This is a genomic window from Streptomyces mangrovisoli (genome assembly GCF_000974985.2).
Lineage (GTDB): Bacteria > Actinomycetota > Actinomycetes > Streptomycetales > Streptomycetaceae > Streptomyces > Streptomyces mangrovisoli.
The window spans coordinates 24,239-49,130 of sequence record NZ_LAVA02000151.1 but is presented as its reverse complement, the minus strand read 5'-3'; the positions used below and the strand labels follow the sequence as shown (position 1 = coordinate 49,130).

The 24,892-nt window shown below is 73.2% G+C and carries 23 protein-coding genes and 1 pseudogene; 12 read left to right on the top strand and 12 right to left on the bottom strand.

Annotated elements, in window-relative coordinates:
• Positions 1 to 752: GntR family transcriptional regulator (locus WN71_RS38455; RefSeq protein ID WP_420856565.1), on the top strand; the 752-nt coding region annotated here is incomplete at its 5' end.
• Here the strand turns inward: WN71_RS38455 and WN71_RS38450 are convergent.
• Complete coding sequence (locus tag WN71_RS38450; RefSeq protein WP_046592481.1) at positions 722 to 1,507, bottom strand: class I SAM-dependent methyltransferase; 786 nt, start codon at positions 1,505 to 1,507, stop codon at positions 722 to 724. The two genes, WN71_RS38455 and WN71_RS38450, sit on opposite strands and share 31 nt — an antisense overlap.
• Before the next feature lie 10 nt (positions 1,508 to 1,517).
• The gene (locus WN71_RS38445) at positions 1,518 to 1,886 is read right to left on the bottom strand and encodes an HGxxPAAW family protein (RefSeq protein ID WP_046592480.1); all 369 of its coding nucleotides are present in this window, start codon (positions 1,884 to 1,886) and stop codon (positions 1,518 to 1,520) included.
• Between the two features lie 95 nt (positions 1,887 to 1,981).
• Between WN71_RS38445 and WN71_RS38440 the strand changes: the two genes are divergently transcribed.
• Together WN71_RS38440 and WN71_RS38435 are read left to right on the top strand one after the other, a co-directional pair.
• Entirely contained in the window at positions 1,982 to 2,485 is a 504-nt protein-coding gene (locus tag WN71_RS38440) for a MarR family winged helix-turn-helix transcriptional regulator (RefSeq protein ID WP_420856564.1), read from the top strand.
• Positions 2,486 to 2,582: 97 nt separating this feature from the next.
• Complete coding sequence (locus WN71_RS38435) at positions 2,583 to 2,981, top strand: nuclear transport factor 2 family protein (protein ID WP_046592479.1); 399 nt, start codon at positions 2,583 to 2,585, stop codon at positions 2,979 to 2,981.
• A 60-nt stretch (positions 2,982 to 3,041) separates the two neighbouring features.
• Here the strand turns inward: WN71_RS38435 and WN71_RS38430 are convergent, their stop codons facing one another.
• From WN71_RS38430 to WN71_RS38420, 3 genes are all read right to left on the bottom strand, one after another.
• Positions 3,042 to 4,943 carry a hypothetical protein gene (locus tag WN71_RS38430; RefSeq protein WP_046592478.1) on the bottom strand — a complete coding sequence of 634 codons (1,902 nt, stop codon included), beginning with the start codon at positions 4,941 to 4,943 and terminating at the stop codon, positions 3,042 to 3,044.
• Between the two features lie 296 nt (positions 4,944 to 5,239).
• A complete protein-coding gene (locus WN71_RS38425) occupies positions 5,240 to 6,187 on the bottom strand; it encodes a VOC family protein (protein ID WP_046592477.1) in 948 nt (315 codons plus the stop codon).
• The gene (locus WN71_RS38420) at positions 6,184 to 7,152 is read right to left on the bottom strand and encodes a fumarylacetoacetate hydrolase family protein (RefSeq protein WP_046592476.1); all 969 of its coding nucleotides are present in this window, start codon (positions 7,150 to 7,152) and stop codon (positions 6,184 to 6,186) included. The genes WN71_RS38425 and WN71_RS38420 overlap by 4 nt, the downstream gene beginning before the upstream one ends.
• A 293-nt stretch (positions 7,153 to 7,445) precedes the next feature.
• Here WN71_RS38420 and WN71_RS38415 point away from each other — a divergent pair, with 293 nt between their 5' ends.
• The 6 genes from WN71_RS38415 (at position 7,446) to WN71_RS38390 (ending at position 13,805) form a co-directional block, all read left to right on the top strand.
• A complete protein-coding gene (locus WN71_RS38415; RefSeq protein WP_046592475.1) occupies positions 7,446 to 8,570 on the top strand; it encodes an FAD-dependent monooxygenase in 1,125 nt (374 codons plus the stop codon).
• Positions 8,567 to 9,571, top strand: a complete 1,005-nt coding sequence (locus WN71_RS38410; protein ID WP_046592474.1) for an amidohydrolase family protein — start codon at positions 8,567 to 8,569, stop codon at positions 9,569 to 9,571. Before WN71_RS38415 ends, WN71_RS38410 begins: the two co-directional genes overlap by 4 nt.
• Positions 9,568 to 10,536: a cyclase family protein gene (locus WN71_RS38405; protein WP_046592473.1), complete on the top strand. Its 969-nt coding sequence runs from the start codon at positions 9,568 to 9,570 to the stop codon at positions 10,534 to 10,536. Before WN71_RS38410 ends, WN71_RS38405 begins: the two co-directional genes overlap by 4 nt.
• A gap of 8 nt (positions 10,537 to 10,544) precedes the next feature.
• The gene (locus WN71_RS38400; RefSeq protein WP_046592472.1) at positions 10,545 to 11,909 is read left to right on the top strand and encodes an FAD-binding oxidoreductase; all 1,365 of its coding nucleotides are present in this window, start codon (positions 10,545 to 10,547) and stop codon (positions 11,907 to 11,909) included.
• Positions 11,910 to 12,004: 95 nt separating this feature from the next.
• Positions 12,005 to 12,988 (top strand): LysR family transcriptional regulator, encoded by a 984-nt coding sequence (locus WN71_RS38395; protein WP_046592471.1) that lies wholly within the window; start codon positions 12,005 to 12,007, stop codon positions 12,986 to 12,988.
• Between the two features lie 37 nt (positions 12,989 to 13,025).
• Complete coding sequence (locus tag WN71_RS38390; RefSeq protein ID WP_046592470.1) at positions 13,026 to 13,805, top strand: SDR family oxidoreductase; 780 nt, start codon at positions 13,026 to 13,028, stop codon at positions 13,803 to 13,805.
• Here WN71_RS38390 and WN71_RS38385 read toward each other — a convergent pair.
• The 6 genes from WN71_RS38385 to WN71_RS38360 all read right to left on the bottom strand — a co-directional run bounded on the left by WN71_RS38385 (position 13,795) and on the right by WN71_RS38360 (position 20,061).
• Positions 13,795 to 14,763 (bottom strand): hypothetical protein, encoded by a 969-nt coding sequence (locus tag WN71_RS38385; RefSeq protein WP_240529914.1) that lies wholly within the window; start codon positions 14,761 to 14,763, stop codon positions 13,795 to 13,797. The genes WN71_RS38390 and WN71_RS38385 overlap by 11 nt on opposite strands.
• 197 nt (positions 14,764 to 14,960) lie before the next feature.
• On the bottom strand, positions 14,961 to 16,490 hold the full coding sequence (locus tag WN71_RS38380; protein ID WP_046592469.1) for an MFS transporter: 1,530 nt from the start codon (positions 16,488 to 16,490) through the stop codon (positions 14,961 to 14,963).
• Positions 16,487 to 16,924, bottom strand: a complete 438-nt coding sequence (locus tag WN71_RS38375; protein ID WP_052743241.1) for a VOC family protein — start codon at positions 16,922 to 16,924, stop codon at positions 16,487 to 16,489. Before WN71_RS38375 ends, WN71_RS38380 begins: the two co-directional genes overlap by 4 nt.
• 6 nt (positions 16,925 to 16,930) lie before the next feature.
• Positions 16,931 to 17,701, bottom strand: a complete 771-nt coding sequence (locus WN71_RS38370) for an SDR family NAD(P)-dependent oxidoreductase (RefSeq protein WP_206300253.1) — start codon at positions 17,699 to 17,701, stop codon at positions 16,931 to 16,933.
• A gap of 136 nt (positions 17,702 to 17,837) precedes the next feature.
• Positions 17,838 to 19,082, bottom strand: a complete 1,245-nt coding sequence (locus WN71_RS38365; RefSeq protein WP_046592468.1) for a cytochrome P450 family protein — start codon at positions 19,080 to 19,082, stop codon at positions 17,838 to 17,840.
• Positions 19,083 to 19,206: 124 nt separating this feature from the next.
• The gene (locus WN71_RS38360; protein ID WP_046592325.1) at positions 19,207 to 20,061 is read right to left on the bottom strand and encodes an alpha/beta fold hydrolase; all 855 of its coding nucleotides are present in this window, start codon (positions 20,059 to 20,061) and stop codon (positions 19,207 to 19,209) included.
• 240 nt (positions 20,062 to 20,301) lie between these two features.
• Between WN71_RS38360 and WN71_RS38355 the strand changes: the two genes are divergently transcribed.
• From WN71_RS38355 to WN71_RS40570, 3 genes are all read left to right on the top strand, one after another.
• Complete coding sequence (locus WN71_RS38355) at positions 20,302 to 21,135, top strand: class I SAM-dependent methyltransferase (protein ID WP_046592324.1); 834 nt, start codon at positions 20,302 to 20,304, stop codon at positions 21,133 to 21,135.
• 299 nt (positions 21,136 to 21,434) lie between these two features.
• The gene (gene rho / locus WN71_RS38350; protein ID WP_046592323.1) at positions 21,435 to 22,577 is read left to right on the top strand and encodes a transcription termination factor Rho; all 1,143 of its coding nucleotides are present in this window, start codon (positions 21,435 to 21,437) and stop codon (positions 22,575 to 22,577) included.
• A 114-nt stretch (positions 22,578 to 22,691) separates the two neighbouring features.
• Positions 22,692 to 23,951 (top strand): D-alanyl-D-alanine carboxypeptidase family protein, encoded by a 1,260-nt coding sequence (locus WN71_RS40570; RefSeq protein ID WP_079178432.1) that lies wholly within the window; start codon positions 22,692 to 22,694, stop codon positions 23,949 to 23,951.
• 272 nt (positions 23,952 to 24,223) lie between these two features.
• Here WN71_RS40570 and WN71_RS43110 read toward each other — a convergent pair.
• Positions 24,224 to 24,817 (bottom strand): annotated as a pseudogene (locus tag WN71_RS43110) (glycosyltransferase family 87 protein); the annotation flags it as partial.
• Positions 24,818 to 24,892: the final 75 nt, after the last annotated feature.

Below are 24,892 nucleotides of genomic sequence, written 5' to 3'. Positions count from 1 at the left end.
CCCCCACCTCCCGCCGCACCCCCGTCCCTCGCGACTCCCCCGCCGTCCGGCCGCCGCTGTACTGGCATGTCGCCCGGCAACTGCTCGACGCCCTGCGCGACGGCTCCGTCCCGCCCGGCGAACGGCTGCCCGGCGAGCGGCACTTGGCGGACCGCTTCGGGGTCAGCCGGGAGACCGTGCGGCAGGCGCTGGACGTGCTGCGCCGCGACGGCCTGGTCACCACCGACCGGCGCGGCAGCCATGCCACGCTGTCCGGCTCGGCGACCGGTCCCGCCTCCTCGCTCGCGTTCCCGGTCGGCGCCCGGACCCCGGACCCGGCCGCCGCCGACCTCGCCACCGTCACCTGGGAGGCGCCCCCGCCCGAGCACGCCGAGGCGCTGGGGCTGGCCCCGCACCGGCCGACCCTGGTGCACCGCTACGAGTCGGCCGGGGCCGACGGGCGCGGGCTGCGGCGGGCGGTGACCTCGTTCTCCGCGGTCGCGCTCGCTGAGGTCGAGGAGCTGGGCCGCTACCGCGACCGGGCCGACGGCCGCGGCTCGGCCCAACTGCGCCGGGCCTACGACTGGATGCGCAAGGCGGGCCTGACGCTGCACCACCGCGACGCCATCGTCCCGCTCGCCGACACCTCCTCGGTGCGGGTGACCCGGCGCGTGCACGACCAGTACGACCGCCCGCTCGAGATCACCGATCTCGTGGTGGACGCCCGACAGGAGGCGTTGGTCTACGAGTTCACGCTGCCGTCGGCGGGCTGAGCACCGGGTCCCGGCGACAGCGGGCGGGGGTCCGGGACGCGGCGGGCGACCACCAGCCGTACCCGCGGGCTGCCGTCGTCGCGCCGCCCGAACTCCTCCAGCGCCTGCGTCCGCGTCTCGAACCCGGCACGGTCGAGCTCCCGTTGCACGTCGCCGAGGCGGAAGGCGCGGTAGTACATCACGAAGGGCGGCCGCCACACGGCGTTGCGCACCCGCATCACCGCGTCGAAGCCGAGCAGGGTCCAGTAGGCGGGCGTCGACGGCCGGGGCGGCGCGAGAACGGGGAACGCGAAGCTGCCGCCGGGGCGCAGCACGGAGTGCGCCTGGGCGAAGAGCACGGGCAGTTCGCGCGGCAGGAAGTGCCCGAGCGCCCCGAAGCTCACCACGAGGTCGAAGGCGGCGCCGAACGGCAGGGCGCGGGCGTCGGCCCGTACGAGGGAGACGGGTGGCCCGTCGGCCCCGGCCCGCCGCCGGGCCACGTCGAGCATTCCGGCGCTGAAGTCGAGGCCGGTCACGCTGGTGCGGCAGACCCTGGAGAGCACGTCGAGGCCGGCGCCCGTGCCGCAGCACAGGTCGAGTCCGTCATCGAAGGGCCCGATCCGGCGCAGGGCGGTCGCCACGGCGTCGAGCAGCGGATCGGGCGTACGGAAGGGGGTGTGGTCGAACTTCGGGGCGAGCAGGTCGTAGCCGTGCTCGACGGACGACAGCGCCTGGACGGCTAGTTCACGCAGGCTCGGGCCTTCGGGGCTGAACATCCCGCCGAGCTTACCCCCGGGCCGGGGCGCCGGGGGCCGGCATCACGTCCGCGTCCTCGGCGGTGGTCCGCGCCGACCGTCGCCGTCCCGCGAGCCGGCAGCCGAGGCAGTCCCGATGGCCGTGTGCCGCGGCGCCGTCCCTGACCCGCAGGCCCCACTCCCCGGGCGGCCGCGGCCCCGACGCCTTGCCCCATCCGGCCAGGTGGAGCGCCCAGGTGACGAGCGCCGCCAGTAGGATTGCCGCCATGCCCGCGGCGACGAGCAGGCCCGACGCGGTGATCACCGCGAGGCCGCACAGGGCGCATCCCGCCGAAGCGATGACCGTTCCCGTCCATCCGGCGACCGTGTGCCCCAGGTCGTACGGGTCGTCTCCATGCATGGACTTCTCCTCGGTCGGGGTGCGCCTCGTCGTGGGCTCGGCACCGAAATCATCTTAACTCGCGAGCTAAGATACTTAGAGACTAAGGGGATGTCGTGGAGCACGGCAAGGCGGACCGGCCCGCCACCGCGGCCGAGGCGCTGTCCGCCATGGACCGGCTGATCGCGAGCGCGCAGTTCGGGCAGCAGGACGTGGCCCGGCAGCTGGGGCTGAACGTCACCGACCTCACCTGCCTCGGGTTCCTCACGGAGGCGTCCCTGGCGGGCGACCCCCTCGTCGCCGGAGACCTCGCCGAGCGCGCCCGCCTGACCACCGGCGCCGTCACCGGCGTCCTCAACCGCCTGGAGAAGGCGGGCTACATCCGGCGGGAGCCCGATCCGCACGACCGCCGACGGGTGTACGTCGTCCTGGACGCCCGGGCGCAGACGCGCCTGCTGGAGGTCTACGGCCCCTTCTACGAGCGCCTCACCGCCCTGTTCGGCACCTACGGACCGGCCGAGCTCCACGTGCTGACCGACTTCTTCGTCCGCGCCCGGGTGCTGTTCACGGAGGAGTCGGAGCGCGTCCGCACCGAGGAACGGACCGACGGGCAGGGCTAGGCCGGGCCGCACGGCACGACCGGAGGTGTGGACACACCCCCGGTCGCTCACTACTGTCATCTCTGATTACTCAACTAATTGACTATGAGGTGATCCGATGCGCGCGTTCCGCGAGGCCGTCGAGGCGAACGACCTGGACGCCGTCGAGGCCCTGCTCGCCGAGGACGTCGTCTTCAGCAGCCCGGTCGTGTTCAAGCCCTACCCGGGCAAGGCGATCACCGCGGCGATCCTGCGCAACGTCGCCCAGGTCTTCGAGGACTTCCGCTACGACCGCGAACTCGGCGGCGGCGACGGCCGCGACCACGCCCTCGTCTTCACCGCCCGGGTGGGCGACCGGGCCCTGGAGGGCTGCGACTTCATCCACCTGAACGAGGACGGGCTGATCGACCGGCTGACGGTGATGGTGCGCCCGATGTCCGGCGCGCAGGCGCTCGCGGAGGCGATGGGCGCGCGGTTCGAGCGGATCGCCGAGGAGGCGCGGGCCCGGTCCGTCTGACCGACCCGCACCCCCCGTCACCCGGCCGCCGACCACCCCCGCGCGATCCGCGGTCCGCGGTCAGGCCACCGTCAGGGTGAGCGCGCCCGTGTACGTCATGCCCGGCACCGGCTTCGTGACGATGCCGTCGACGGTCAGCGTCAGCGCCTTGCCGCGCGGCGCCCGCAGCGCCGCGTCCTCGGCGAGGGTCAGGGCGGTGAGGTACGACGTCCCGGTGACGGTCCACGCCGAACCGGCGTTCAGCCGCACCACGACACCGTTGTTGACGGCGGGGCCCGCGGTGTTGGTGACGATGCCGAGTTCGTAGAAGGTGGCGGCGTCGATGCGGGACACCCGGTGCCTCGCCACCGTCGCGGAGACGACGCCCTCGATCGTCGCGTCCTCGAAGGTGAGGACCATGTTCTTGCCCTTGCGCATCCCGTTGTAGAAGTCGCCGCGCAGCGCGATCGAGCTGAAGGTGGCGGCCCCGTCGCCGGTGTGGACGGCCGTGACGTCGAACGTGGTGTCCTTGGCCGGGTCGCCGGTCGGCTCGGTGTAGACGCCGGTGTTCATCATCTTGCCGTCGACGTTGACCGGGCCCGGGTCGTCCAGTTCGATCATCTGGAGGATGACGCCGTCCTTCGGGTGGAGCCGGGCGCCCCGCGAGCCGTCGACCGTGATCGCGGTCTGCTGGCCCTTGTTGAGGAACGTGGCCCGCTCGGAGGTGACGACGGTGCCGCCGTCCAGGGTGAGGGTGCCCGCGCCGAAGAACATGAAGCCGAAGTGCCCGGAGTTCACCTCGGTGCGCCGCACCGGAATGCGCGCCAGTTCGGCCTCGGTCAGGCCCAGTTCGAGTTCGGTGTCGAGGGCGGCCACGGCGGAACGGGTGCTGTCGCCGTAGTGCACCACGGCCGCCGGGCCCGCGATGATCGTGGCGTAGCTGCCGACGTCGACCCGGGAGCCGAGGACGCGGACGGTGGCGTCCCCGATGGCGTAGGTGCCGTACCCGTAGGCGCCCGTGTTCCCGAAGTGGCTGTCGATCGCGGTCAGCCGGAGCCCGCTGCCGCCCTCCACCGACAGGGCGCCCCAGGTCTCGGAGAAGACGGTGGAGCCGAGGTAGGTGGCGCGGCTGCCGGCGCCGATGAGGTTGGTGGCGCGGACGTTGCCGTCGAGGCCGAGCATCCACGGCACGGACTCCATGTACGGCGTCTCCACGGTGGCCCGGTAGTCGGCGGGCAGCACGCCGTTGCGGCAGCGGATCGTGGAGTTCTTGACGACGACGTTGGCGCCGGCGTCGGCCACGACCCCGGTGCGGACGACGCCCTGGTTGCCGATCCGGGCCCCGTCCACGACCAGCGTGGTCGAGGAGCCCGCACCGACCACCGCGGCGCCGTAACCGGCGAAGTCGCTGCGGCCGTTGCCGGTCAGGGAGATGACGGGCCGGTCGAGGGTGTAGGCCGCGCCGCGGACGTAGACGCCGTCGAAGCACTCGCCCGTGGAGGTGATCGCGACGGCGCGGGCCGCGGAGTCGGTGAGCCGTCCGCCGCGGACCGCGGCGAGCACCGAGCGGTCGCGGTCGACCCCGCCGGCCGCGACGTACAGCGCCTGCCGGAAGGGGAACGTGAGCGTCTGGTAGGTGACGTCGTTCGCCAGGGCGACGGTGAGGACGACGTCGCCGCGGTAGGTGCCGGGCCTGATCAGGGTGGCGGTGGCGCCGGTGCCGGTCAGCAGCTGGCCGGTCTCGGTCCCGTCGACGGTCAGCGTGACGCTGTGGCCGTCGGGCGCGGCGATCACACCGCCCTCGGCGACGGTCAGCGCGGAGAGCCGGGTGGTCATCGCCGGGGTGTACGTCTCGCCGGAGCCGACCGTGAGTCTGCCGCCCGGCGATGCCGGGGCGGCGGAGGCGGAGCCGACCGGGACCAGGAGCGCCCCGGCCGCCGCGGAACCGGCGATGAGGATCGAACGTCGGGTGATCAGCGTCATGACTTGCCTTCCCAGATGCGGAGTTGACGTCGCGCACAGTGACCGCCAAGGCGTGCGGCACAGGGCCGCACCGGCTCGGACGAAGGCACCCGAGGTGCGCAGCACGGAGTGAACCAGCCCTGAAATCACGGCAATAGCCGGGCGGCACACGCATATCGAGGCCCGATGCCTCGGATCGCGGGGCCCACTGCATGCCGGTCACACAGTGTCGCCACAGGCGTCGATCACCGCCGTTTCGGTACAGCGCTTCGAGGCGGGCGGCCCGGGGCCGTCCGCCTCGCCGTGCCGCGGTCCGCTCAGACCGGGGGCGCCTCGAAGAGCACGTCCGGGTCGTTGAACTGCTCCTTGGCGACCGACTCGCTCATCGGGTCGGCGGTGCCCCACTGGTCCTGGGTCAGCGGGTCGTCCACGTCATGCCGGCCGGGGTGCCACAGGTCCTCTTCGAGCACGGCGAGTTCGGTGGTGTACTCCACGGTGTTGCCGTGCGGGTCGTGGAAGTAGGAGAAGGTGTTGTCCCCGGCGAGGTGCCGTCCCGGCCCCCAGGTCAGCCGGGTCCCGGCCCGCAGCGCCCGGCCGGTGCCGCGCAGGTACTCCTCCACGCCCCGCATCTCGAACGAGGCGTGGTGCAGGGAGACATGGGGTCCGCGGGCGATGGCGAAGGAGTGGTGCAGCGGGCTGCACCGCAGGAAGTACATGAGGTCGCCCAGGTGCGCGGAGTACAGGGTGTCGGTGAGGCGGAAGCCGAGGTGGCGGACGTAGAAGTCGCGCAGCCGCGCCGGGTCGGGCGAGTTGACGACGCAGTGCGACAGCCGGACCGGTACCGCCTCGCGCTCCTCGATGCGGCGGTGGGCGCGGGTGGCGACGTCCGCGGACACCTCCACCACCCGCCCGTCCGGGTCGAAGAAGCGCAGTCCGTGGCCGCCGCCGGGGGTGTCGAGGGCGCGCGGTTCGTGGACCAGGCGCACCCCCGACCGGCCCAGGCGCAGGGCCAGTTCGTCGACGGCCTGCGGGGAGGCGGCCCCGAAGGCGATCAGGTCCATGCGCTTGCGGGCGTCCTCGCGGATGCGCACGACGTACTGCTCGGGGCTGCCCTCGGCCGCGAGGAAGGCGAGTCCGCGCTCGCCGGCGACCTCGGTCAGGCCCCAGGTGATGCCGTAGAAGGCGCGCTGACGGGCGAAGTCCGGTACGGCGAGGTCGACATGGCGCAGATGGGTGATCGGCTGGAAGGGGGTGTCCGGTGTCACTGTCCGCTCCTGACGGTGTTGCGCTGGTGGCCGAGGCCGGTGATCTCCGCCTCCAGGACGTCGCCGGGGCGCAGGAAGACGCCCCAGTGCGCGCCGTTGCCCGCGGGCGAGCCGGTCAGCAGCAGGTCGCCGGGGCGCAGGGTGGTGGTCGTGGAGACGTACGCGACGAGCCGGGGGATGTCGAAGATCATGTCCTTGGTGGACTCGTCCTGCCGGACCACGCCGTTGTGCCGCAGGGTGATCCGCAGGTCGTGCGGGTCGCCGGCGAACATGGCGGGGACCAGGAAGGGGCCGGTCGGCAGGAAGGTGTCGGCGTTCTTGGCGGTGAACCAGTCGGTGCCGATGGCCAACAGGTCGGGCCGGTAGAGGCGGTCGCGGGTGGTGAGGTCGTTGCAGATCGTGTAGCCCGCGATGTACGTCATGGCCTCCTCGGCCGGGATGTTCCGGCCCGGCCGGCCGATCACGGCGGCGAGTTCGAGCTCCCAGTCGTGCTGCTCGCCGAGCGCGGGCAGCACGATGTCGTCGTAGGGGCCGCACAGGGCGCGGGGCGAGCCGAGGAAGACGTACGGCACGCCGTCACGGATGCGCTGGTCCATCATGCGCTCGGCGTCGGCGCGGGCCTCCTCGGGCGTGCTGCCGTGCACGCTCTGCCGCTCGGCGGCGACCAGGTCGACCACGTGCCTGCGGTAGTTGGCGCCGCTCTGGAGGATCTGGCCCGGCTCCAGCGGCGCGTGGACGCGCAGCGCGGCGAGGTCGTGCCAGGGGCCGTCGGCCGTCCGGGCGAGGCCGTCCAGGCGGGGCAGCCAGCCCGCCCAGTCGTCGAGCAGGGCGCGCACGTTCGGCACGAGGCCGCTCAGGTCGCGCACCCACGCCCCGGTCACCAGGCCCGGGAAGGCGCCGCCCGCGGCGCCCTCGAAGGTGCCGAGCGCGAACGGGCCGGTGTGGCTGGGCAGTCGATCGGACACGGCGGCTCTCCTTGTGCGGCGAAGGTTCCCCTGCGATCTCCGTGTGCGGCGGGGACTCCCCTCCGACGCTAGGCACGCGCGCGGATCGGCGGAAATGGCCGTTGCCGATGCCTGCCATCGCCGGCCGCGCCGGGTGGCGGTCCGGGCCCGGCCCTGAACCGCGGGTCCATCGCCCTGCGGGATGGATGACGTCCCCCTTGCCGATGCCTCGGTCCGTTGACCGGGCGCGGGACGGCCGACCAGGCTCGGAGCATCCCGGTCACCGTCCCCCGCTACGTTCGCAAGGATCGCCCATGCCCGTTCACAAGGTGCTCGTCGTCGGCGGCGGCATCACCGGAAGCGTGCTGTGTCTCGCGCTCGCCCAGCGGGGCGCCGAGGTGGAGCTCGTCGAGATCTCGCCGCAGTGGTTCGGTGTGGGCCACGGCATCACCCTCCAGGGCAACGCGCTCAAGGCGCTGCGCTCGGTGGGCGTCCTGGACCGGGTGCTGAAGCGGGCCGTGCCGTTCGACCTGATGCGGCTGCGGCGGGCCGACGGCGGCCTGATCACCGAGCTGCCCACCCCGCACACCGGCGGCCCGGACCTGCCGTCCACGGCGGGCGCGCTGCGCTCGGACCTGCAGGACGCGCTGTGCGAGGCGGTGCGCGCGCACGGCGTGACGGTGCGGCTCGGTCTGAGCGTGGGCCGCCTCGACCAGGCGCCCGGCCATGTGGACGTCACGTTCACCGACGGCTCCACGGGCCGCTACGACCTCGTGGTGGGCGCCGACGGCGTCAACTCGGCGACCCGCGCCCTGATCGGTCTGCCCCAACGGCCGCGCCCGGTCGGCATGTCGATCTTCCGGGTGGTCGCCGCGCGCCCGCCGGAGATGGACTGCGCCGAGGTGTACTACGGCGGCCCCCGCTTCAAAGCCGGCTACAGCCCCATCTCCCCCGACCAGTGCTACGCCTACCTCCTGGACGAGAACCTCGACGCCTCCCTAGTCGGCCCGCGCGCGCCGCTGGCCGTGCTGCGGGAGCGCGGCGCGGGCTACGGCGGCACCTGGGGTCGTGTCCTCGACGCGCTGGCGCCGGACACCGCCGTCGACCACCGCTGGATCGAGGCGCTGTTCGTCGACGGGGACTGGTACCGGGGCCGGGTGCTGGTCGTCGGCGACGCGGCGCACGCCTGTCCGCCGCTGATCGCGCAGGGCGCCGCGATGTGCATGGAGGACGCGGTCCTGCTGGCCGAGCTGGTCACCGGCGGGGAGCAACTGCCGAGGGCGCTGGCCGGGTTCATGGCGCGTCGCCTGCCCCGGGTGCGGATGGTGCTGGAGAACTCGCTGCGGCTCGCCGAGTGGGAGATCCACCCCGGCACCCCGGGCGCCGATCCGGCACGGATCATGTCGGAGACCCTCGACTCCCTGACGGCAGCCGCATGAGCGGGCCCGTCGTCGACTTCCACGGCCATCTCGCGGTGCCCGCCGCCGACGCGCTGCTCGCGGGCAGTGCCGGTCTCGCCGCCGAGCTGGCCGCGGAGCAACGCGGCCACTCCGCCGCCTCGATGGACGTCAACCGTGCTCAACTCGTGCGGTTGCGGCACGCGTTGACGGATGTCGGAGCCCGCCTCGCCGCCCTGGACGCGATGGGCGTCGACGTCCAGGTGGTCTCGCCGATGCCCATGCACCACTACTGGGCCGACCGCGACCTGGCCGTCCGTCTCACCGACACCGTGAACGCGGCGGTGGCCGAGCACTGCGCCGCCGCCCCCGGGCGGCTGCACGGACTCGGCACGCTCCCGCTCCAGCACCCCGAGACGGCGGTCGAGTCGCTCTCCCGGGCGGTCACCGGACTCCGGCTGTACGGCGTCAGTGTGGCCACCTCCGTCGACGGCCGCGAGCTGGCCGACCCCGCGCACGACCCGGTGTGGCGCGCCGCGGAGGAGCTGGGCGCGGTGGTCTTCGTGCATCCGTGGGGCTGCTCGCTGGCCGGGCGCCTGGCGACCCGGTATCTCGGCAACACCGTGGGCCAGCCCGTCGAGACGACGGTCGCGCTCTCGCAGCTGATCTTCACCGGCGTCCTGGACCGCTTCCCGCGCCTGAAGCTGGTCGCGGCGCACGGCGGCGGCTATCTGCCGACGTACATCGGCCGCTCCGACCACGCCTGGCGGGTACGGCCGGACGCGCGCGGCTGCGCCGAACCGCCGAGCGCCTATCTGCGCCGGATGTGGTTCGACGCGCTCGTGCACTCCCCGCGGGTGCTGCGCCATCTGGTCGCGGAGGTGGGCGCGGACCGGGTGGTGCTCGGCACCGACCACCCCTTCGACATGGGGGTCGACGACCCGCTGGCCCAGTTGGACGAGGCCGGCTTCGACGCGCCCCAGCGGGCCGCGATCGCCGGGGGCAACGCCCTCGCCCTGCTCACGGAAGGACGCGTCCGATGACTCTCGGTCCCATCGAGGAGGAACTCGCCAAGGCCCGTGCCGCCTACCGCAACTGGGGCCGCTGGGGCGACGACGACGTGCTCGGCACGCTCAACCACCTGGACGACGCGATCCGCGCCCACGCGGCCGGACTGGTCCGGCGCGGGCGGTCCTTCTCGCTCGCGCTGGATTTCAACGACGCGGGCCCGCAACGGGGCTTCCGGGGGCGGATCAACCCCGTGCACTACATGAAGGACACCGGCTCGGACGCGGCCGCCGGGACCCAGGGTTTCCCGCACGGTTTCGGCGGCGCCGACGACCATGTGGTGATGCCGCTGCAGGCCTCCACCCAGTGGGACGGCCTCGGCCACGTCTTCGACGACAAGCGGGCGTGGAACGGCCGTCCGTGCACCGTCGTGGGCGGCGACGGCGACACGGTCACCGGCATCGAGCACATGCGGGACGCGTTCACCGGGCGCGGAGTGCTGCTCGACGTCGGCCGGGCCGTGGGCGACGGGCACGGCGAACTGCCCGACGGCTTCCCCGTCCTGGAGGAGCATCTGCGGGCCACGATCGGCGCCCAGGGCGCCACGTCGAGCGTGCGCCGCGGCGACCTGGTGCTGGTGCGCACCGGGCAGCTCGGCCGGGTGCGCAGGCTGGGCGGCTGGGGCACGTACGCCGCCGGGGACGCGCCCGGCCTGTCGTTCACCACCCTGGGCTGGCTGCATCGCACGGAGATCGCCGCGGTCGCCGCCGACACCTGGGGGCTGGAGGTGCGGCCGTACGAGTTCGCGGAGCCGGCGATGTCGCCGCTGCACCAGATCGCCATCCCCAACATGGGCCTGCCGCTGGGCGAGATGTGGGATCTGGAGGCGCTGGCGGAGGACTGCGCGGCCGACGGCGTGTACGAGTTCCTGCTGGTGGCGGCCCCGCTGCCGGTCACGGGCGCGGTGGGCGCGCCCGTCAACCCCATAGCGATCAAGTGAGCCTCCCCATGGACGACTTCACCGGCACCCTGTACCTGCCCGGCGACCCGGACTTCGACGACGCCTGCTTCGGGCGGGTGTTCAACGCCCGCCGCCCCGCGGACCGTACGCCCGCCGCGGTGCTGCGGGCCGCGAACGAGCGGGACGTCGTCGAGGGGGTTCGGCTCGCCGTCGACCGTGGCTGGCGGGTCTCCGTCCGTGCCGGCGGGCACAGCTGGGCCGCGTGGTCGGTGCGCCGCGACGCGCTGCTGATCGACCTCGGGGACTTCCACGAGCTGTCGTACGACGCGGAGACCGGCATCGCGACCGCCACGCCGAGTGTGCGCGGCGGCGACGAACTCAATCCGTTCCTCGCCGGGTTCGGCCGGTTCTTCAACGGCGGGCACTGCCCCTCCGTCGGTATCGGCGGCTTTCTGCTCCAGGGCGGGCAGGGGTGGAACGCGCGCGGCTGGGGCTGGGCGGCGGAGAGCGTCGTCGCGGTCGACGTCGTGACGGCCGAGGGCGAGCCGGTGCGCGCGGACGCGACGACGAACAGCGATCTGTTCTGGGCGGCGCGCGGCGCGGGCCCCGGCTTCTTCGGTGTGGTCACCCGCTTCCACCTGCGGACCCGGCCGCTGCCGCGGCATCTCGCGCACACCGTGCACGCCTATCCGCTGGACCTGTTCGACGAGGTCATGACGTGGCTGCACGGGATGCATCACACGGTGTCCGAGCTGGTCGAGATCGTCGCGGTGACGCAGACGCTCCCGGACCGCGAGGAGCCGGTCCTGCTGGTCACCGGGCTGTCCATGACGGACACCGCCGGGCAGGCCGCGGAGGCGCTGGCGCCGCTGGCGGCCTGCCCGTACGCGGACCGGGCCCTGTTCCGGGTGGAGGCGCGGCCCACCACCCTCGCCGAGCAGACGGACCGGCAGCGGCTGGCCAATCCGGAGGGGCACCGCTACTTCGTGGACAACGCCTGGCTGACCGGGCCCGCCGAGCGGGTCGTGCCCGCCGCGCGAAAGGTCTTCACCGAGCTGCCGACCCGGCGGTCGTTCACCATCTGGTTCTCGATGGCGCCGCTGCGGCCCCTGCCGGACATGGCGTTCTCGTTGCAGTCGGAGATCTACTGCGCGAGCTATGTCGTCCACGACGACCCGGGCCGGGACGCCGAGTTGCGTGCCTGGCTGGACGGCGCGATGGCCGAGCTGCGGCCGGTGACCGCGGGCCAGTACCTCGGCGACTCGGACTTCACGGTGCGCCGGCTCAGGTTCATGGGCGACGCCCAGTGGCGGCGGCTGAACGAGATCCGGGCGGCCCGCGACCCCAAGGGGCTGTTCGCCGGGTATCTCAGCGCCGGGACCGTCACCAACACCAACGACTGGGAGCGGTGAGCCGGGCGGCTCGCGGCCTTCCTCGACCGCGATCGGGTGGCTAACCTCCCGTTTCACCGATGCTTCAACGACGTGGCTGCCGGAAGGGGACATCCGTGGGTCTCGGAGCGATCGACCTGAATCTTCTGGTGGCACTGGAAGCCCTGCTGGAGGAGAAGAACGTCACCCACGCGGGGGTGCGGCTGTCGACCAGCCAGTCGGCGATGAGCGGTTCCCTGGCCCGGCTGCGCCGTCACTTCAACGACGAGCTGCTGGTGCGGGTGGGCCGCGAGTACGAGCTGACGCCGCTCGCCGAGCGGCTGCTGCCGGTCGTGCAGGCGTCGCTGCGCAAGGCGGCCGAGGCGCTGTCGCTGACCCGCCACTTCGACCCGGCGCGCAGCCGGCAGCGGTTCTCGGTCGTCATGTCGGACTACGTCATGACGGTGCTGGTGGAGCCGCTGCTGCGGGCCATCGCGGCCGAGGCGCCGGGCGTGCGCATCGACTTCCATCCCATCGTGGACGGGCAGTTGGAGAGCGAGACCCATCTGCGCTGCCACGACCTGATGATCGTGCCGCTCGGCTATCAGCTGCCCGGGGTCAGCGAGGCCGTGATGCACGACCGGTTCGTGTGTCTGGTCGACCCGGACAATCCGCGGCTGGTGGACGGCGCTCTCGCGCTGCGCGACCTGGCAGAGATGCCGCACGCCGCGTGCGCCATCGGCAAGAGCCACACGCCGGCCGAGCGCCAGCTGGAGACCCTCGGCATCACGCCGCGGGTCCAGGTCAGCACGCCGGGCTTCAGTGTGCTGCCGTTCCTGGTCAGCGGGACCGACCTGGTCGCCCTGGTGCCCGAGCGGCTGGCCCGGCGCTACGAGGGCTTCGCCCGCTGCACGGTCGTCCCCACGCCGTTCCCGGACGTGCCGCTGGTGGAGGCCATGTACTGGCACCACAACCGGCACTCCGACCCCGCGCACGGCTGGCTGCGGGAGACGGTGCGCAGGGTGGGCGCCTCCCTGGACGAGCCGCCCGTGCCGGAGATCGCCGCCGCGGATGCCAGCCATGGCGAACACGCGTTTCCGGAGCTGAGCGCGGCTTCCTAGCGTGGACGGGAGGATTCCCGAGCCACCAGGAGGAGCCGTGAGCCGTACGCGTCTGGCGGGCCGTACCGTCGTCGTCACCGGAGCCGCGCAGGGGCAGGGCGCCGCGGAGGCGGCGGCCTGCGCCCGGGAGGGCGCCGCGGTGATCGCGGCCGACGTGCTGGACGAGCCGGGCGAGAAGCTGGCCGCGTCCTTGCGCGGCGACGGCCTCGACGCGCGCTTCTCGCATCTGGACGTGTCGTCGCCCGGGGACTGGGCCGCGCTCGCCGCCTCGCTGAAGGCCGTGCACGGGCTGGTCAACAACGCGGGCATCCCGGTGCGGGGGCGGCTCGGACACGTCGAACTGGCCGACTGGAACCGGGCCTTCGCGGTGAACACCACCGGCGCCCTGCTCGGCATCCAGGCCCTGGCCCCGCTGATGCCGGCCGGGTCCTCGATCGTCAACGTCGGCTCGGTGGCCGGGCTGACCGCGCACCACGCGGTGGCGTACACGGCCAGCAAGTGGGCGCTGCGCGGGCTGTCCAAGGTGGCGGCCCTGGAACTGGCCCCGCGCGGCATCCGCACCAACATCGTCCACCCCGGGTACATCGAGACCCCGTTGATGGCCACGGCCGACCCGGTCTTCGTCCGCGCCCATCTGGAGCTGACCCCGCAGGGCCGCGCCGGCCGCGTCGACGAGGTCGCCCCGCTCGTCGTGCACCTGCTCTCGGACGAGGCGTCGTACATCAACGGCGCGGAGATCACCGTCGACGGCGGCTACGCGGCGCACGGCGGGGTCAAGCACATCGTCGACGCGCTGGACGGCCGGGTCAGTCCTTGAGGTTCTCCAGCGTCGCCCTGGTGTCCGACTTCAGCCAGCCGGACACCTCGGAGATGGTCGGCGGGTCCTTGTCCTCGTCGTAGGAGGACAGGTAGGCGCTGTACGACATCGTGAACGTCATCGAGCCCTCCCGTACGGCCAGGGTGCCGTAGCGGGAACCGGTGTTGGTGCCGCTGGTGGTGTCCTGGGTGACGAGGTAGGCCTCGTCACCGATGCCCTCGACGCTCTGCACGTCGTAACCGGTGTGGCTGTCGCCGTAGTTCTTCCACGTGGCGGTGAACTCCGGTGCCGGGTCGGTCTTCTTGTGCAGGTCCATCTGGAGGGAGAGGTAGGCGTCCGCGATGGTGGAGCCGGTCTTCTTCAGACTGAGGCTGCAGAAACCCTCGTCGAGGGCGTCGGACTTGAGCGAGGTGTGGCTCGGCGCCGTGTCCTCCTCGGGGTACTCGCCCTTGAACCCCGAATAGTCCGCGCTGGAACAGAGGTTGGAGGGCGCCGAGTAGCCGCGCAGGTCCCCGCCGCCGCTCGACGAGTGGCCGACCAGGAAGACTCCGGCCGCCCAGGCGGCGGAGGCGACCACCGCGCCGACGGCCGCCCACAGGACGGCCTTCCCGGCACCGCCGCCGCCCGGCGAGGGCGCGGGGGCCACGGGGCCGTAGGGTCCGTAAGGGCCGGGCTGGGCGTACGGGTTACCCGGCTGGGGCTGGACGGGCGCGGGCGGCTGGGGCTGGCCCGGATACGGCGGCTGCGGCTGCGGCTGGCCCGGCACGGGCGGCAGGGGCTGGCCCACGACGGTCGGCTGCGCGTGCGGGTACGGCGAGGCCGGTGACTGCGGGCTCGGATACGGGTAGGCAGTCGGCTGCGGCGGCACCGCGGGCGTCACGGGCTGCTCCGGCGGCACGGACTGCTCAGCCGGTACGGGCTGCTCCGGGATCGGCGGAGGCTGTGGTGGCGTGGACATGACGTGAAGATAGTACAAAGCGGCTGCTCAAGTCCCCCTGAAATCACGGATCGTTACGGTCCTCGGACATCCGATGCAAGATCGCTACGCGGGTGTCACACGTCGGCGTGGGACAGCCACCGCACGCACACGGGAAGGCCGGGACCCGGGGTTCCGGCCTTCCCTCGTACGGCGATACGGCGATACGGCGACGGCCGTCAGGCGGACGCGGCCTGCACCGCCGTGTCGTCCTGCGCGCCGACCGCCGCGCGCGCCGTGTTCCTCCGCACCAGCAGCAGGGTGACCAGAGCGCCCGCCAGCGAGGCACAGCCGCAGATCACCACGCCGATCGCCATGCCGTGCCCGAGGGCGGTCTGCGCGGCCGCCCGGGCGCTGTCGCTGCCGGCGTTGACGACGGCAAGCGGTCCGGCCGCCGCCTCCATGCCCGCGTCGGCCCCGGTGAGCTTCCCGGCCAGCGCGGACGACGCGAGGCTCATCGCGATGGTGCTGATCACCGCGGGGCCGAGGCCCTGGCCGAACTCGCGCACCAGGCTGGTCGCGCCGCTCGCCATGCCGGTCATCTCGATCGGTACGGCGTTGACGGCGGCGGAGGTCAGCGAGGACACCACGCAGATGAAGCCGACGCCGAGCAGCAGCACCGGGCCGATGAAGGCGGCCAGCGAGGTGGTGGTCACGGGCAGCGCGGCGATCCAGAACTGCCCGGCGGCCATCGGCAGCAGCCCGCCCATCAGCAGGAAGCGCGGCTCGACCCGGGTGAGCATCCGGCTGAGCACCGGCGCGAGCAACAACGGGATCAACTGGAGGATGACGAAGGGCATTCCGGCGCGCAGCGCGCTGAGGTGCATCACCGCGCCGAGCCGGATCGAGACGCAGTACGCGGTGCCGATGAAGCCGAACATCCCGGTGAGCGCCACCACCGCGGCCGCGGCGAAGGAGGGGATCTTCAGCAGTCCGAGGTTGAACATCGGTGAGGCGGCGCGCCGTTCGGCGATCACGAAGCCGGCCAGGGCCACCGCGGCGAGGGCGAGCGCGCCGACGATCGCGGGGCTGCTCCAGCCGCGGTCGCCGCCCTCGATGATGCCCCACAGCAGGGCGGTGAGGCCGATGGCGACCGTGATCTGGCCGGGCCAGTCGAGAGCGCGGCCCTTGGGCGCCTTGGAGTCGGTGACGAGGATCCAGCAGGTGACGCCGACGGCGAGACCGAGCACGACCGGCGGGACGAACGCCCAGCGGAAGTCGGCGACGGTGGCGAGCACGCCGGAGGAGAGCGGGCCCACGGCGGAGGCGAGGGAGATGCTCAGCGCCCAGATGGAGACGGCCTTCGCGCGGCTCTTCTCCTCGGGGGTGGCGGCGGCGATCACCGCGAGGGAGCTCGGGAAGAGCGCCGCGGCGCCGATGCCGGCGAGGGCCTGCCCGACCCAGAGCATGGTGACGTTCTGGGAGGTGGCGTTGAGGAGTTCACCGAGCGCGAGGACGAATCCGCCGAGGACCAGCAGCCGCTTGCGGCCGAACAGGTCCCCCACCACACCGAAATTGAGTTCCAGAATGGCCGTCGGCAGAATGAAGGCGGAGGTGACCCAGGCGACCTGGGAGCCGGATGCCCCGAATGCGGCCTGGATTTCCCCGTTGATGGGCGAGGGAACGGTAATGCACAGCTGCGCGGCGGCAACTGCCAGACAGCAGGCTATGAGCGTGCCCGTGTCGAGTTTCTTCAGAGCGTTGTTCATTCCGTACTCCATCTCGGGGAAACAGCGGTGCTGCGCTCCATGAGTTCGATGAGATTTCCCTCGGGGTCACCGACCCAGGCCATGCGCACGCCGGGCTCCGGGGAGGGACCGGGCGGCATCACCTCGTCCGCGCCACGGTCCAGCAACGACCGGTGGACGGAGTCGAGTTCGGGGGTGCTGACCGCGAAGTGCCCGTATCCCTCGGTCAGGGCGGCGGTCATCGGGTCCGGCGCCCTGAGGCCGGGCGCGGAGCCGGGCCGGGCGAGGAGTTCCAGGCGCCAGCCGTCGGGGTGTTCCAGGACGACCCCGGCGAGACCCGGGCCGTCGAGACGGAACTCGAAGACGCTGCGGAGACCGAAGGCGTCCTGGTACCAGGCCGTCATCGCCGCCAGGTCGCGGACGTTGACGCCGACATGGTCGAATCGTGTGCTCACGCGCGCTCAGCCCGCCATCGCGCTGTCGCCGCCGTCGACCATGAGGTTGGCGCCGTTGACGAACGCGGCCTCGTCGGAGCAGAGGAACGCGGCGACCCGGGCGATGTCCTCGGGTTCGGCGACCCGCCCGACGGGGATGCGCGCCTCCAGGTGGGCGCGGGGGCCGTCCGGGTCGTCGAGGAACGGCGCCGTCGCGGCCGTGCGGGTCATGCCGGGGGCGATGGTGTTGACGCGGATGCGGTGCGGGGCGCCGGCGGCGCACAGGTGCTTGCTCATCGCGAGCACCCCGCCCTTGGCGGCGCCGTGCGGCACCATCGGCAGGAACGGCGCCCCGCGCACGGCGGCCACCGAGGCGACGTTGAGCACCACTCCGCCGCCGCGCGCGATCAGGTGCGGCCAGGCGGCCCGCGTGCAGAAGTACGGGATGTCCAGCTCGTTCCTGATGGTGAAGTACCAGTCGTCGGCGGGCTGCGACGCGAACGGGCCGTTGCGCAGGGCGGAGGCGTTGTTGTAGAGGACGTCCACCCCGCCGAACTCCGCGACACCCGCGTCGATCCACGCGCGGGCGCCCTCCTCGGTGGACAGGTCCACGGGCGCGAGGGACCGCATGGTCCCGCCCGCCTCCTCGACGAGTTCGACGGTCCGGGCCGCGCTCTTCTCGTCGAGGTCGCAACCGAATACGAGGGCGCCCTCCGCCGCGAATATCTGCGCCGCGGCCCGGCCTATTCCGGCTCCTGTCCCACTGATGAAAGCGATTTTCCCGGCCAGTCGGCCCATGATTGCCAAGTCCCTTGTCCGTTGCCGCCGTGGTGCGGTGGTGGCAGCGTAGGAAGGGCGATGAGCCGGAACAAGAAATGCGTCAGAGGGGGGCCATCGGGCGTTCGTATGGCAGGTATACGGCTGTTCGGAGCTCTCAGGCCGCCAAACGCACCGGGAGGACCCGCACGCTGTTGCCCACGAAGCTTGCGGGGCGCGTGAGGTGCTCCTCGGCGACGGCGAGCCGGAGGTCGGGGAACCGGGTGAACAGGCGCCCCAGCGCGATGCCCGCCTCCAGCCGGGCCAGCGGCGCGCCCAGGCAGTAGTGCGGGCCGTGGCCGAGCGACAGGGTGCGCACGGCGTCGGGACGGCGCGGCCGGGTGACGTCGAACCGGTCGGCGTCGGGGCCGTGCGCGGCGCGGTCCCGGCCCGCGGCCGAGTAGCCGGCGAGGACGGGGGTGCCGCGCGGGATCAGGGTGGTGCCCACGGTCAGGTCCCGCACCGGGTAGCGGAAGGGGAAATAGCTGACCGGGGCGTCGAAGCGCAGGGTCTCCTCCACGACGTCGTCCCAGCTCGCCCGTCCCTGCCGGACCAGGGCGAGCTGGTCGCGGTGGGCGCACAGGGCGCGTACGGCGTTGGTGACCAGGTTCAGCGTCGTCTCGTGCCCGGCGATGATCATGAGGATGAGGGTGCCGATCAGCTCGTCGTGGCGGAGCCGGTCGCCGTCCTCGTCCCGGGCGGCGATCAGCGCGCTGGTGAGGTCGTCACCGGGGTGTTCGGCCTTGGCCGCGGCGACCGCGGCGAGGACCTCGACCAGTTCGCGGTTGGCGGCGACGGCGTCCTCGGGGCTGATGTCGGTGGCCACGACCTGACTGGTGAGGTGGTGCAGCCGGTCCCGCAATTCCGCGTCCACGCCGAGCAGTTCGCTGATCACGCCCATCGGCAGCGGGAGCGCGAAGTGCCGTCGCAGATCGGCCGCTCCGCCGTCCGCGGCGGCGGCCGCGGCCAGTCCGTCGAGCAGCGAGTCGGTCAACTCCTCGATGCGCGGCCGCAGTTCCTCCACCCGGCGGACGGTGAACGCCCGGCTCACCAGGGACCGCAGCCGCCGGTGGTCGTCGCCGTCGGCGGTGGTCATGCCGCGCACGGTCGCGAAGGTCGCGAGCGGCCAGCCGACCGGTATGCGGCCTTCCTGGAGCGCCGTGAAGTGCCGTGCGTCCTTCGCGACGTCGGGGTGCGCGAGGAACTCCTTGAGGTCCTCGTGCCCGAGCACCACCGCGCCCTCGATCTCGCCGGGCAGCAGCACCCGCGCCGCCGTGCCGCGGGCGAGGAGCCGGGCGTTGGCCGCGTGCGGGCAGCCGCCCGCGGGGTCGATGCGGTGCGGTGCGGCGGTCGACGGCTCCACGGAGTCCTCCGGTTCGGGGCGGGCGGCGGGGGCGGCGGCCCCCGCCGCCCGATTGTGCCGCCGCCCGCACTCGGCGCACCACGGGGCCCGCCGTACCGATCGGGCGCGGGGCGCCGCGGACCGGTCACAGCAGTCCGCGCAGCACCTCGGCGAAGCCGGCGGGGTGGGTGATGTTGCCGTTGTGGCCGCCGGGGAAGTGGACCAGTCCGGCGCCGATTCCGCGGCCGAGTTCCTCGGCGCAGCGGTAGTCGAAGACCGTCCGCGGGGTGCTGCGGCCGGCCGCCGGCACGATCCGCACGGGCCCCTCGCGCAGGGCGCGCAGTTCCGCGCCGGTCAGGTCGGCGCAGCGCATGGTCCAGGCGTCGTAGAGGACGAAGAAGGTGAATCCGGGTTCGCGCGAGGCGTCCAACGGGGCGAGCCGGGCGCCCGGTTCGGTCTCCTGCCGGGCCGGGTCGATGCCGAGCAGCTCACCGATCCGGCGCACCCCGGCGAGCCAGCCGTCCCGCTGGAAGACGGTCCGCATCTCGTCCAACTCGGCGCGTGTGCGGTCCCGTTCGGGCTCGGGGAGCAGGCCGGGGATGGCGGGCTCGTGGGCCACGAGGGTGTGCAGCCGCTCGGGGTGCCGCTGCGCGAGGCGCAGGCCGATCACCGCGCCCATGCTGCAGCCGAGCATCGCCGCGGGCTCACCGGCGCGTCCGGTGAGCGAGCCGGCCTCGGCGAGCAGGCGGGCGGCGTCGTCCACGTGCTCGTCGAGGGTCGCGCCGCGGCCGGGTTGGTCCAGCACGCTGCGGGCCAGTCCCCGCCGGTCGTAGGTGACCACGGTGTGGGTGGCCACGAGCCGGTCGGTCATCGCGTCGCTGCGGTTGGCGTCGCCCTCCCCGCTCTGCGAGACGAGCAGCAGCGGTCCGCTGCCGCGCACCTCGTAGTAGAGCGTGGCGCCGGGGACCTGGAGCGTGGCGGTGTGGGTGGCGGCGGGCATGGCGGACTCCTCGGACACAGGACACGGACACGGACACAGGACACGGACGGGGATGCGGTCGTAACGGCCGGGCGCCGGCTCTCGCGGCCCTTTCGGGAAGCCCGGTCCGACGCGCCTCACGCTATCCCATCGATCGAGATACATCAAGAAAGATGCATCTATCGAGATGGGAATAGCGGGATCACCGCACACTCGGCGGTTCTCCACGCCCGGCGGCCGCCCGCACGGTTGGATGGGGCCATGACCACCGACGCCGATCCGGCGGCCCGGCTCATGCGGGCCAACCAGGCGAACTGGGACGCCCGCACCCCCGTCCACGTGGCCAGCAGGTTCTACGGCCTCGACCAGGACCTCGACCCCGAGCGCTGGTTCGCGCCCTTCGAGTGGGCGGACCTCGGCGACCTCACCGGGCGCGACCTGGTGCACCTCCAGTGCCACCTCGGCACCGAGACCATCGCCCTCGCACGGCGCGGCGCCCGCGCCGTCGGGCTCGACTTCTCCGCCGCGTCCGTCGCCGCCGCCCGCGAGATCGCGGCCCGGGCGGGCGCGGACGTCACCTACGTGGAGGCGAACGTCTACGACGCCGTCCAGGCGCTGGGCGGGCGGCGGTTCGACGTCGTGCACACCGGCAAGGGCGCCCTGTGCTACCTGCCCGACCTGGACCGCTGGGCAACCGTCGTGGCCGAACTGCTGCGTCCCGGCGGCCGGTTGTGCCTGACCGAGTTCCATCCGCTGCTCAACTCGCTGGGTCCGAAGCCCGCTTCGGGCGAGGGCCCCGAACTGCAGCTGCGCCACGACTACCTGGGCGGCGGCGGGCCCGTGCGCCGGGACGCCACGCACACGTACACGGACGGACCAGCCGTCGAGGGCGCCACGGACAGTTACGAGTGGATGCACGGAATAGACGAGGTCGTCAACGCGTTGACCGGTGCGGGACTGACCGTCAGGCGACTCCGCGAGCACGACGAGCTGCCCTGGCCGCGCTGGCCCCGGATGGAGCGCACCGCGTCCGGCTGGTGGCGCCTGCCACAGCCGCGGATCCCGCTGCTCTACGGACTGCTCGCCACCCGGTGAGCACGACGGCGAGCCCGCCTCCTCCCCCGTACCCTGCACCGGGTGCTACAGTGCGAACAGCACCTGTGCACGCCCCGCTTGAGGGCGCCGGTGCCGGTATCACCCTCCACCGCTGATCAGCCCGTCGTCCGGACGTGCGGCGATCAGCTTCTCCAGCACCACCTCGACGGCTCGGACGTCCGCCGTACCCGAGGTGCTGTTTCCCGTCGCCCGAGGCGCCCCGACGGCCCTCCCCGCGCGACCTCACCCCCTCCCTTCGCATGTCCCATGCCATCGGTCCGTGAAAGGACACCCACACCATGACCACCACACTCGAACACCCTCCTGTACGGCAGCAGCCCTCGGCGCAGCTCGTGACCGGTGTCCTCGACATCGACGCGAACGGCAAGGGGTACCTGCGCCCCGAGAACTGCCTGGCCACCCCCACCGACCCGCAGGTCCCGGCCGCGCTCGTGCGCCGGCACGGCCTGCGCAAGGGCGACCTCGTCGAGGGCGCGCGCGGCGACCGCCGCACCCTCACCGACGTGGCGCGCGTCAACGGCCGCACCCCCGACGAGCTGCGCGGCCGCCGCCGGTTCCACGACCTCACCCCCCTGCACCCGCGCGAGCGCATCCGTCTGGAACACCCCGCGTCCGGCCTCACCGGCCGCGTGATGGACCTGCTCGCCCCGGTCGGCAAGGGCCAGCGCGGCCTGATCGTGGCCCCGCCGAAGACCGGCAAGACCGTTCTGCTCCAGCAGATCGCGGCCGCGGTCGCCGGCAACCATCCCGAGGCCCGGCTGATGGTCCTGCTCCTGGACGAACGGCCCGAAGAGGTCACCGAGATGCGCCGCTCCGTCCACGGCGAGGTGTACGCCTCCACCTTCGACCGCGGCCCCAAGCAGCACATCGCCCTCGCCGAACTGGTCGTCGAGCGCGCCAAGCGGCTGGTCGAGGCCGGCGAGGACGTCGTCGTCCTGCTCGACTCGCTCACCCGGCTGTGCCGGGCCCACAACAACGCGGCCGCGTCGGGCGGCCGTACCCTCAGCGGTGGTGTGGACGCGGCCGCGCTGCTCGGCCCCAAGCGGTTCTTCGGCGCCGCGCGCCTCGCCGAGGAGGGCGGTTCGCTCACCATCCTCGCCACCGCGCTGGTCGAGACCGGCTCCCGCGCCGACGACTACTTCTTCGAGGAGCTGAAGAGCACCGGCAACATGGAGCTCCGGCTCAGCCGCGACCTCGCCTCCCGCCGCGTCTTCCCCGCCGTGGACATCGGCCCCTCCGGCACCCGCCGCGAGGAACTCCTTCTGCCTCCGGCCGAGTTGACCACCGTGCGCGGACTGCGACGGGTGCTCCAGACGCGCGACGGCCAGGGCGGCGTCGAGACCCTGCTGGAGCGGATGCGGGACACCCCCGACAACGCGGCCTTCCTGCGCCGGATCCAGCCGACGCTCCCGGCCGGATGACCGTCCGGCGGGGACGGGCCCGCCCCGCGCCCCGCTGCGGCATCCGGGTGCTCCCGGGGCCCGGTCCGGCCCGGCATCGCCACGGACGGCGCGGGCCTTCCTACGTTGATTTGTATGACTATCGGATTCTCGGCTCGAACCGTTATGTCGGCCTGTTCCCTCTGCCTGGCAGGCACCCTCGCCCTCACGCCGGCCACGGCGGCCGCCCGCACCGGCCCCGGCGCGTCCCCGTCGTCCCGGGCCAGGGCGGCGCAGCTGCCGCAGCCCTCGCTCCTGGAGCGACACGGCACCCAGGTCCGGCGCCACGACGGCGCCCCCTCGGTACCGGACGTCTCCGCGCTGTCCTGGCTGGTCGCCGACGCCGACAGCGGTGACGTGCTCGCCGCCTCCGAGGCACACCGGCAACTGCCGCCCGCCAGCACGCTGAAGACCCTCTTCGCCCTCACCGTGCTCCCGGGACTGCCCGCGGGCCTGCGGCACACGGTCACCGACCAGGAACTGGAGGGCCTCGGGGAGGGCAGCAGCCTCGTCGGCATCGCCGAGGGGCTCACCTACAAGGTCTCCGACCTCTGGCGCGGGGTCTTCCTCAGCTCGGGCAACGACGCCGTGCACGTGCTCGCCGCGATGAACGGCGGCATCGACGCGACGACGACCGAGATGCAGGCCAAGGCCCGCGCCCTCGGTGCCCTCGACACCCATGTGGTCACCCCCGACGGCTACGACGAGCCCGGCCAGGTCTCCTCCGCCTACGACCTCGCCGTGTTCGGCCGGGCCGGGCTGCACAACGCCGACTTCGCCCGCTACTGCGCCACGGCCGACGCGTGGTTCCCCGGCTACGGCACCTCGACGTACGGCATCCAGAACACCAACCGGCTGCTCACCGGCGCCAACGGCGTGGAGCCGTACCCGGGTCTGATCGGGGTCAAGAACGGCTACACCACCAACGCGGGCAACACCCTGGTGGCCGCGGCCCGCCGCGGAGGCCGCACCCTCGTCGTCACGGTCATGAATCCGCAGGCCGGCGGCGGGTTCACGGTGTACGAGGAGGCACGGGAGCTGCTCGACTGGGGGTTCGCCGCCGCCGGACACGTCGACCCCGTGGGCTCGCTCGACGCCCTGCGGCCCCGGGCAACGGCCGTACGACCGCACACGCTCGACCCGCAGGCGGGCCCGGCGGGCCGGCCGGTGGCCGCGCCGTCCTCGCCCGACGCGCGGGGCGCCCGGGGCCCGCAGGCCGCCGCCGAGGTTCAGGACGCCGCCGGGGGCGGGTCCGGGTGGCCGGTGGCCGGTGCCATCGCCGCCGCCGCGGTACTGGGCGCGGCCGCGGTCGCCTGGGCGCTGCGCGTCAGGAACGGCCGTGCCGCGCGCGGCTGACCGACCGGCAGCCCGAACAGCAGCCCCAGCGTGATCCAGGTGTAGAGGTTGCTGCCGAGGAACCCGTCGACGCCGGACGCGTCGTGGAACCACAGCCACACCACGCTGGTGCACATCACGGCGTAGAGGGCGCCCGCCACCCGCGCGTGCCCGGTGCGCACCAGCACCACGAACGACGGCAGCAGCCAGACCAGATGGTGCACCCAGGTGATCGGGCTGACCAGACACGCCGTCAGCCCGGTGAGGGCGACGGCGGCCGGCCAGTCCCCCGCGGCCAGCGCGCGGCGGGACCGCCAGGCCCACACGGCGAGCACGATCACGGCGGCCATCGCCCAGGCCGGCCGGTCCGTGACGCCCAGCCGGGCGAGGACGCCCTGCACGGACTGGTTGGAGACGTAGTCCAGGCGGCCGACCCGGCTCGTGTCCCACAGGGCCTCGGTCCAGTAGTAGCGGGAGGCGTCCGGGGCGACCGCGTACGCGAGCCCCGTCGCGCCCACCGCCACGGCCGTCGCGACCGCCGCCGCGCGTCGGCGGCCCGCGAGCAGCAGCAGGCCGATGAAGAGGGCGGGGGTGAGCTTGACGGCGGCGGCGAGCCCGATCCCGGCGCCCGCCCGGCGGTCACGGCCGGTCGCGAGCAGATGCCCGTCGGCCAGCACCAGGGCGAGCAGCACCAGGTTGACCTGGCCGAAGCTGAAGGTGTCGCGCAGCGGCTCGAACAGGGCCAGCCCGCACAGCGTCAGGGCCCAGCCGTACCAGCCGATCCGGCGCGCGTCCGGCCCGGCGAGCAGCCGGAGCACGGCGGCCAGCGCGGCCAGGTTCAGCAGCAGCGCGAGGACGATCGCGGTGTGCAGTCCGACGAGGGCCATCGGCGCCATCGCGACGGCCGCGAACGGCGGATAGGTGAAGCCGTACGCCGTGCCGGGCACGTGGTAGTCGTAGAT